Here is a 7,910-nt window from a genome sequence, read left to right as displayed (position 1 = left end):
CGGCGCCACATGCAGCCGCTCGGCCGCCTGGCGGATGGAGCCGGCACGGGCCACTTCGTCGACGTAGCGCAAAAAACGCAGGTGATTCATGCGGCGCCGTGCAGCAGGTTCGGTGCCATGCCGCGCGTGACGACCGTAGCCGTAACGGCATCGGTGTGTGCGCCCTGGTGTCCAAGTTGGCAACGGTGCGCACCAGGAACAGGCCTGGGCGCACGGTGTTGGGCGCAACGGCGGCAAAGGGGCGTTGAGCTGCCAGCCGCGGGCCGGCCCGGCACGCGCGGCCACCCAGGTGCGGCAGGCATCGCGGCCACCGCGCCATCACACATCGCCACCAGGCCCCAGCCCAACACACGCGCGGCCCGGCGCCCCACCGTTGCCGTTACGGCAACACACCCAGCGCCAAACGGCAGCCTTCCAGCACGCTGAAAACGCGTTTGCGGCACGGGCAGTGCAAGCGGTGGCCCATCGCTGTTGATGGAGCCCCACCCGTGCTGTTGAACCGCTCTTCTTCGCCCCGCCTGCGCAGCGCCCTGCGCCAATGGCTGGCCGCCGCCACCCTGGCCACGCTCGGCTTGGCCGCGCAGGCGCAGACCACGCCCATCAAGTTCGTGCTCGACTGGAAGCTGCAGGGCGTGCACGCCTGGTACTACCTGGCGCAGGAACGCGGCTACTTCGCCAAGGAAAAGATCGACCTGCAGATCGACACCGGCGATGGCTCGGCCAACACCGTCACCAAGGTGATGGCCGGCAGCTACCAGGCCGGCTTCGGCGACATCAACGCCATCATCCAGAACGCGGCCACGCGGCCGGCAGGCACGGTGCCGGTGATGGTGTACATGGTCTACAACCGCGCGCCGTTTGCCGTCATGGTCAAGGCGGGCAGCCCGATCAAAAGCCTGAAGGACCTGCAGGGCCGCACCATCGGCTCGCCGGCCGGCGGCGCCGCGATGAAGATGTTCCCGGCGCTGGCCGAGCTGAACGGCATCGACCCCGGCAAGGTGAGCTGGAGCCACATGGCGCCCAACCTGCAGGAGCAGATGCTGCTGACCGACCAGGTGGAGGCCTCGGCCGTGTTCTCGGTTACCAGCTACATGAACCTGGTGGGCCAGCGCATCGACCCCGACAAGGACATCCGCTGGTTCCACTATGCCGACCACGGCATCGCGCTGTATGGCAACGGCGTGCTGGTGTCGCCCGCGCTGCTCAAGGACAAGCCGCAGGCGGTGGCCGGCCTGGTGCGCGCCATCCACCAGGGCCTGCGCGATGCGGTGGCCGACCCCGATGCCGCCATCGACGCACTGGCGCGGCAGGAGCCACTGATCAACAAGTCGCTGGAAAAGCGCCGGCTGCAGTACGCACTGCGTCAGGTGGTGATCACGCCCGAGACCCAGCGCATCGGCGTGGGCGACGTGCTGGATGAACGCCTGGCCAAGTCCATCGGCCAGGTGCAGCAGGCCTTCGACCTGCCGCGTTCGCCCGCGCCCACCGAGGTGTTCGACCGCCGCTTCCTGCCGCCGCTGGCCGAACGCCAGCTGACGCTGAAATGAGCACGACCCGCAGCCGCCGCTACGGCGCCAGCGCGGCCACGGCCTGGACCGCCTCGCGCGACCTGCTGAGCCTGGTGCGCCCGCCGCTGCCGCCGCGCCCGGTGCGCCTGCCCACGCACACCGACGTGATCGAGTTGGACGTGCACCGCAGCGCGCTGGTGGTGGTGGACATGCAGAACGACTTCTGCCACCCCGAAGGCTGGTTCGGCCAGAAGGGCGTGAGCATGCGTGCCACCCGCAAGCCCATCCCGGTGCTGGCCGAGCTGCTGCCCGCCTGGCGCCATGCCGGTGGCCGCGTGGTGTGGCTCAACTGGGGCGTGCGGGCCGATACCGCCAACCTGGCCCCGGTGGTGCAGTTCAAGGCCATGCGCGCCGATGCCGAAGGCCAGCCCGGCGTAGGGTATGCGCAGGCCTCGCCGCTGGACCATGGGCCCAGCGTGGTGCCCGGCAGCTGGGGCGCGCAGGTGGTGGAAGAACTGCCGGTGGCCGCTGGCGACTTCACCGTGTTCAAGCACCGCCTCAGCGGCTTCTGGGACAACGAACTGGACAGCCTGCTGCGCCAGCAAGGCATCACCACGCTGCTGTTCGGCGGCGTCAACACCGACCGCTGCGTGTTCGCCAGCCTGCAGGACGCCGGCTTCCTGGGCTACGACTGCGTACTGCTGAAGGACGCCTGCGGCACGCCCTCGCCCGCCTACGTCACGCGGGCCATCCATTTCCTGGTCGACAAGCTGCACGGCTTCGTCGGCACCGCCGAGGCGCTGATCCCGGCCTTGACCGCCAGCGCCGCACTGCACACCGCCCCTGCCCTTTCCTCATCGAAGAAGGACCCCCGATGAACACTTCCCGCCGACTGGCGACGCTGGCCCTGGCCGGCCTGGCCGCCACCACCGCCCTGCTGCCCCTGGCCGCGCAGGCCCAGGCCACCAGGATCAAGATGGTGCTGAACTGGAAGTACGAAGGCCCGCAGGCCTGGTTCTTCCTGGCGCAGGACAAGGGCTACTTCAAGGCCGAGGGCCTGGACGTGGAGATCGACCAGGGCGAAGGCTCGGCCGCCTCCATCCCCAAGGTGGCCTCGGGCGCCTACCAGGCCGGCTTCGGCGACCTGAACGCCGTGATCGACCTGGCCACCAAGCGCCCGGCCGAAGCGCCGGTGGGCGTGTACATGCTCTACAACACGCCGCCCTTCACCATCGTGGTCAAGCAGGACAGCCCGATCAAGGGTCCGGCCGACCTGGAAGGCAAGACCATCGGCGGCCCCGCCAACGACGGCGCGCTCAAGCTGTTTCCGGCCTTCGCCAAGCTGGCCAGGCTGGACGCCACCAAGGTGAAGATCACCAACATGGCGCCCAACCTGCGTGAGCAGATGCTGGCGCGCGACCAGGTGGACGCCACCTTCGGCTACGTGACCACCGTGAGCTTCAGCGCCAAGGCCATGGGGATGGACCCGGCCAAGGACCTGCGCTTCATCCGCTATGGCGCGCACGGCATGGACCTGTACAGCAATGCGGTGTTCTTCTCGCGCCCCTTCGTGAAGGACAACCCGCAGGCGGTGGCCGGCTTCGTGAAGGCGCTGAACCGCGCCATCGCCGACGTGATCGCCAACCCCGACGCCGGCATCGACGCGGTGATGAAGCGCGAGCCGCTGCTCAAGCGCGAGGTGGAAAAGGAACGCCTGCTGGCCACGCTGCGCAACGACATGAACCACCCGGAGGTGGCCCGCATCGGCCTGGGCGACGTGGACGACAAGCGCCTGGCCCGCGGCATCGAGATCCTGGTCGATGCCAACCAGCTGGCCCGCACGCCCGCGCCTGCCGAGGTGTTCGACCGCAGCTTCCTGCCGCCGCGCGAGCAGCGGCCCGCCAAGCTGTTCTGAGCCTGCCCTTCCACGCCCCGCACCGAGACTCGACATGAACCTGAACCTGAAGAACAAGGTGGCCCTGATCACCGGCCCCGCCAAGGGCATGGGCCGCGCCGTGACGCTGGCCTTTGCCGAAGAAGGCTGCCGCCTGGTGCTGGCCGGCCGAGACACCGCCGCCATCGAGCCCGTGGCCGCCGAAGCCCGCGCGCTGGGCGTGCCCGCGCTGGTGGTTCGCTGCGACCTGGTGGACGCGGCGCAGACCGAAGCGCTGGCCGCTGCGGCGCTGGCCGAGTTCGGCCGCATCGACATCCTGGTGAACGTGGCCGGCGGCTCCGGCCCCATCGGCAAGACCGGCTGGGAGACCACGGCCGACGAGTTCAACGACATCGTCGAGCTGAACATGACCGGCTGCTTCAACACCATGCATGCGGTGCTGCCGGCGATGATCGAGCAGCGCGGCGGCAAGATCGTCAACGTGGGCGGCACCTTTGGCATGCGGGGGCGTGCGGGCCGGGTGGCCTACTCGGCCTCGAAGTGGGGCCTGCGCGGCCTGACCAAGAGCATGGCGCTGGAAGCCGGCGCCCACAACATCAACGTCAACTGCGTGGCGCCGGGCATGGTCGATGGCCCGCGCTTTCGCGAGAAGGTGTGCGCCAACATGGCCGCCAGGCTGGGCATCTCGCTGGAAGCAGCGATGCAGCGCCATGCCGACGACTATGCGCTCAAGCGCGTGACGCTGGATGCCGACGTGGCCAACGCGTGCCTCTTCATGGCCAGCGACGTGTCGCGGCAGATCACCGGCGTCGACCTGCCCGTCGATGGCGGCTGGGCCATGCTGTGAGGAGCGGCCGAGCATGAGCAACGCAGACCTCGTCATCCGCGGCGGCCGCCTGGTGTCGCCCGAGCAGATCATCGAAGCCTCCATCGCCATCGAAGGCGGCCGCATCGTGGCCATCGGCCATGACGACCTGATGCCTTCGGCCCGCGAAGAGCTGCGCGCCGAGGGCCAGTACCTGCTGCCCGGCGCCATCGACAGCCATGTGCACTTCCGCGACCCGGGCTACCCGCACAAGGAAACCTGGAAGACCGGGTCCGCCGCTGCAGCCTGCGGCGGCGTGACCACGGTGTTCGAGATGCCCAACACCAACCCGCCCACCGGCACGCTGGAAGCCCTGCGCCTGAAGCAGAAGGCGGCCGAAGCCTCGTACGTGGACTACGGCATCCACGGCCTGCTGGGCGACGACACCATCGACCGGCTGGAAGACCTGCTGGACGCGGGTGTCACCAGCTTCAAGGCCTTCGTGGGCAACACCTTCGGCAACCTGCCCGCGCCCACCGACGGCGCGCTGCTCGAAGGCTTCGAGAAGCTGGCGCCGCTGGGCATCCGCACCGTGGTGCATGCAGAGAACTCGTCCATCATGGCGCGCCGCCAGCACCAGCTGGAAGCGGCCGGCCGCATCGACCCGCTGGCCCACTTGGCGTCACGCCCGGCGGTGGCCGAGATCGAGGCCATCGGCCGCGTGCTGACACTGGCCGAGTGGACCGGCGCCCGCGTGCACATCGCCCACCACAGCGCGGCCGATTCGCTGTTCGTGCTGCGCGCAGCCAAGCTGCGCGGGGTGGACGTGACGGTGGAAACCTGCCCGCAGTACCTGCTGCTGAACACGCAGGACATGCTGCGCCTGGGCGGCATCCTGCGGCTGAATCCGCCCATCCGCGAAGAGCGCCACAACCAGCCGCTGTGGGACGCGCTGATGGACGGCACCATCGACATGATCGCCACCGACCATGCGCCGCACACGCCTGAAGAAAAGACGCGCGAAAGCATCTGGCAATGCGACTGCGGCTTTCCGGGCGTTGAGACGCAGATGCCGCTGATGCTGACCGAAGTGAACCGCCAGCGCGCCACGCTGATGGACTACGTGAAGTGGAGCGCCGCGGCCCCCGCCAGGGCCTGGGGCTTGTATGGCACCAAGGGCGTGCTGGCCGTGGGCGCGCATGCCGACATCGCGGTGGTGGACATGGACCGCCGCGCGGTGCTGTCGCAAGGCCGGCTGCAGTCCATCAGCAAGATCTCGCCCTGGAACGGCCGCACGGTACATGGCGCGCCCATCCACACCCTGGTGCGTGGCCGCTTCGTGATGCGCGATGGCCGGCTGGTGAGCGATGCCGCGGGCTGGGGCCGCTCGGTCAAATCGGTGCAGCGCATGCCCACGCCGCAGCCGCGCAACACCGAGTACTACACCAGCGCGGTGCTGCAGACGCCGACCGGCGTGCCGCCCACTGCGGTGCCCAGCGACCCGGCGGCCTTCGAAGGCACGGGCTTTGTGCGCAAGGCCTCGAAGGAGGCGGCATGAGCGGCCCCTTCAACGGCACCGCACGGCGCCAGTACGTGGGCGTGCACCGCGTGGCCTGCAGCGGCCCGGGCGACCTGTCGGGCGTGCAAGCCCTGGTGGAAGCCGGCCCACTGGTGCCGGCCGATATCGTGGCGGTGATGGGCAAGACCGAAGGCAACGGCTGCGTCAACGACCACACGCGTGAATACGCCAGCATGGCCTGGAGCCACTGGCTGGCGCCGCACCTGGACTGCACGCCGGCGCAGGCCGCGCAGCGCGTGGCGCTGGTGATGTCGGGCGGCACCGAAGGCGTGCTGTCGCCGCACTTCACGGTGTTCACCCGCCGCTGGATGGATGAGCCGGCGCCTGCGCAGGCCGCGCCGCGGCTGGTCATCGGCACCGCCCATACCCGCGACTTTGCGCCGCAGGAGCTGGGCCGCATGGCGCAGATCGAGGCCACCGCGCAGGCGGTGCGCGCGGCCATGGCCGAGGCCGGCATCCAGCGCGTGCAGGACGTGCACTTCGTGCAGGTCAAGTGCCCGCTGCTCACGTCGGCCAAGCTGCAGCAGGCGCTGGCCGCGGGGCATGAACCTGCGACGCGTGACACCTATGAATCCATGGGCTATTCGCGCGGCGCCTCGGCCCTGGGCGTGGCGCTGGCGTTGCAGGAAGTGCCGGCCGATCGGGTGAACGACGCCGCCGTGCTGCGCGACGGCTCGCTGTTCTCGGGCCGCGCCTCGGCTTCTTCGGGCATCGAGCTGGACCACAACGTGGTCATCGTGCTGGGCGAAGCGCCGGGCGCCGCATCGCCCTTCCGCATCGCCCACACCGTGATGCAGGACGCGATGGACGGCGCTGCGGTGCGCCGGCTGCTGCGCGAGCGCTTCGACCTCGATGCCGACCGCGACACCCAGGCCCTGGCCACGCGGCTGGTGAACCTGCTGGCCAAGGCCGAGGCCAGCCCCGATGGCCTGGTGCGCGGCCAGCGCCACACCATGCTCAACGATTCCGACATCAATGCCACCCGCCATGCGCGGGCGGCGGTGGGCGGCGTGCTGGCCTCCATCGCGGGGCACAGCGCGCTGTATGTCTCGGGCGGTGCCGAGCACCAGGGCCCACCCGGCGGCGGCCCGGTGGCCGCCCTGCTGCACCTGAAGGAACCCGCATGACCCAACCCTTCATCGACCTGGCCGACGTGACGGTGCGCTTCGGCGCGCAGGCCAACGGCACGCTGGCCCTGGACCGCACGAACCTGCGCATCGCGCAGGGCGACTTCGTGGCGCTGGTGGGCCCCAGCGGCTGCGGCAAGTCCACCATCCTCAAGCTGGTGGCCGGGCTGCTGCAGCCCAGCTCGGGCGGGCTGATCGTGGGCGGCCGCGAAAGCCCCAGCAGCCAGCAGTCGGGCAAGACGCGCATCGGCCTGGCCTTTCAAAACCCGACGATGCTGCCGTGGCTGAGCATCCGCGACAACGTGATGATCCCGCTGAAGATCGTCGAGCCCTTTCGCCAGCAGTACGCCAAGAAAAAGCGCGGCGAATATGCCGAGCGGGCCGAGGCGTTGCTGGCCCAGGTGGGCCTGCAGGGCTTTGGCGACAAGCGGCCCTGGCAGCTGTCGGGCGGCATGCTGCAGCGGGCTTCGCTGTGCCGCGCGCTGATCCATGAGCCGCAGCTGCTGCTGCTCGACGAGCCCTTCGGCGCGCTCGACTCTTTCACCCGCGAAGAGCTGTGGTCGCTGACGCAGCAGCTGTGGATGGACAAGCGGCCCACGGTGCTGCTGGTCACCCACGACCTGCGCGAAGCCGCCTACCTGGCCACACGCATCTGCGTGATGAGCGCCAGGCCGGGCCGCATCCTGGAAGACCGCGCCGTGCCCTTTGCGCGGCCCCGCACGCTGGCCATGAGCTATGCGCCCGAAGTCTCGGCCCTGGTGCAGGAGCTGCGCCTGCGCATCGCCGAAGCGCGCACCGCGGCCGATGCGGTGCAGAACGTCATCGCCCTGGAAGAAAGGAAGGCCGCATGAGCGAGTCCACGCCCAAGATCTCGCCGCGCCTGCGGCAACGGCTGCTGTCGGCCTCGGCCCTGGTCGGCTTCTTCGTGCTGTGGGAGCTGGTGTGCGTGGCCAGCGGCGTCAGCGACCTGGTGCTGCCGCGGCCCAGCCAGATCCTG

8 protein-coding genes are annotated in these 7,910 nt (G+C 69.8%); 7 read left to right on the top strand and 1 reads right to left on the bottom strand.

The window, feature by feature from the left end; translation table 11 throughout:
- Positions 1–90: LysR family transcriptional regulator (locus ABNT58_RS28175; RefSeq protein ID WP_348756685.1), on the bottom strand; the 90-nt coding region annotated here is incomplete at its 3' end.
- 398 nt (positions 91–488) lie between these two features.
- Between ABNT58_RS28175 and ABNT58_RS28170 the strand changes: the two genes are divergently transcribed.
- From ABNT58_RS28170 to ABNT58_RS28140, 7 genes are read left to right on the top strand one after another with little or no spacing between them, the layout of a single operon-like run.
- Positions 489–1,547 carry an ABC transporter substrate-binding protein gene (locus tag ABNT58_RS28170; RefSeq protein WP_348756684.1) on the top strand — a complete coding sequence of 353 codons (1,059 nt, stop codon included), beginning with the start codon at positions 489–491 and terminating at the stop codon, positions 1,545–1,547.
- Entirely contained in the window at positions 1,544–2,386 is an 843-nt protein-coding gene (locus tag ABNT58_RS28165; RefSeq protein WP_348756683.1) for an isochorismatase family cysteine hydrolase, read from the top strand. Before ABNT58_RS28170 ends, ABNT58_RS28165 begins: the two co-directional genes overlap by 4 nt.
- Positions 2,383–3,423 (top strand): ABC transporter substrate-binding protein, encoded by a 1,041-nt coding sequence (locus tag ABNT58_RS28160; protein ID WP_348756682.1) that lies wholly within the window; start codon positions 2,383–2,385, stop codon positions 3,421–3,423. Before ABNT58_RS28165 ends, ABNT58_RS28160 begins: the two co-directional genes overlap by 4 nt.
- A 34-nt stretch (positions 3,424–3,457) precedes the next feature.
- Positions 3,458–4,249, top strand: coding sequence for an SDR family NAD(P)-dependent oxidoreductase (locus ABNT58_RS28155; protein WP_348756681.1), 792 nt, complete (start codon positions 3,458–3,460; stop codon positions 4,247–4,249).
- A gap of 13 nt (positions 4,250–4,262) precedes the next feature.
- On the top strand, positions 4,263–5,765 hold the full coding sequence (gene allB / locus ABNT58_RS28150) for an allantoinase AllB (protein ID WP_348756680.1): 1,503 nt from the start codon (positions 4,263–4,265) through the stop codon (positions 5,763–5,765).
- Positions 5,762–6,913 (top strand): ring-opening amidohydrolase, encoded by a 1,152-nt coding sequence (locus ABNT58_RS28145; RefSeq protein ID WP_348756679.1) that lies wholly within the window; start codon positions 5,762–5,764, stop codon positions 6,911–6,913. The genes allB and ABNT58_RS28145 overlap by 4 nt, the downstream gene beginning before the upstream one ends.
- Positions 6,910–7,764, top strand: coding sequence for an ABC transporter ATP-binding protein (locus ABNT58_RS28140; RefSeq protein ID WP_348756678.1), 855 nt, complete (start codon positions 6,910–6,912; stop codon positions 7,762–7,764). Before ABNT58_RS28145 ends, ABNT58_RS28140 begins: the two co-directional genes overlap by 4 nt.
- Positions 7,765–7,910: the final 146 nt, after the last annotated feature.

The organism is uncultured Aquincola sp., from assembly GCF_964001545.1.
Lineage (GTDB): Bacteria > Pseudomonadota > Gammaproteobacteria > Burkholderiales > Burkholderiaceae_C > Aquincola.
This window is presented reverse-complemented; position numbering and strand designations above follow the sequence as displayed.

Bases quoted from the DNA above. Each gene is read 5' to 3' on its own strand.
- ABNT58_RS28165 (WP_348756683.1), top strand. From the start codon at position 1,544: ATGAGCACGACCCGCAGCCGCCGCTACGGCGCCAGCGCGGCCACGGCC.
- ABNT58_RS28160 (WP_348756682.1), top strand. From the start codon at position 2,383: ATGAACACTTCCCGCCGACTGGCGACGCTGGCCCTGGCCGGCCTGGCC.
- ABNT58_RS28155 (WP_348756681.1), top strand. From the start codon at position 3,458: ATGAACCTGAACCTGAAGAACAAGGTGGCCCTGATCACCGGCCCCGCC.
- allB (WP_348756680.1), top strand. From the start codon at position 4,263: ATGAGCAACGCAGACCTCGTCATCCGCGGCGGCCGCCTGGTGTCGCCC.
- ABNT58_RS28145 (WP_348756679.1), top strand. From the start codon at position 5,762: ATGAGCGGCCCCTTCAACGGCACCGCACGGCGCCAGTACGTGGGCGTG.
- ABNT58_RS28140 (WP_348756678.1), top strand. From the start codon at position 6,910: ATGACCCAACCCTTCATCGACCTGGCCGACGTGACGGTGCGCTTCGGC.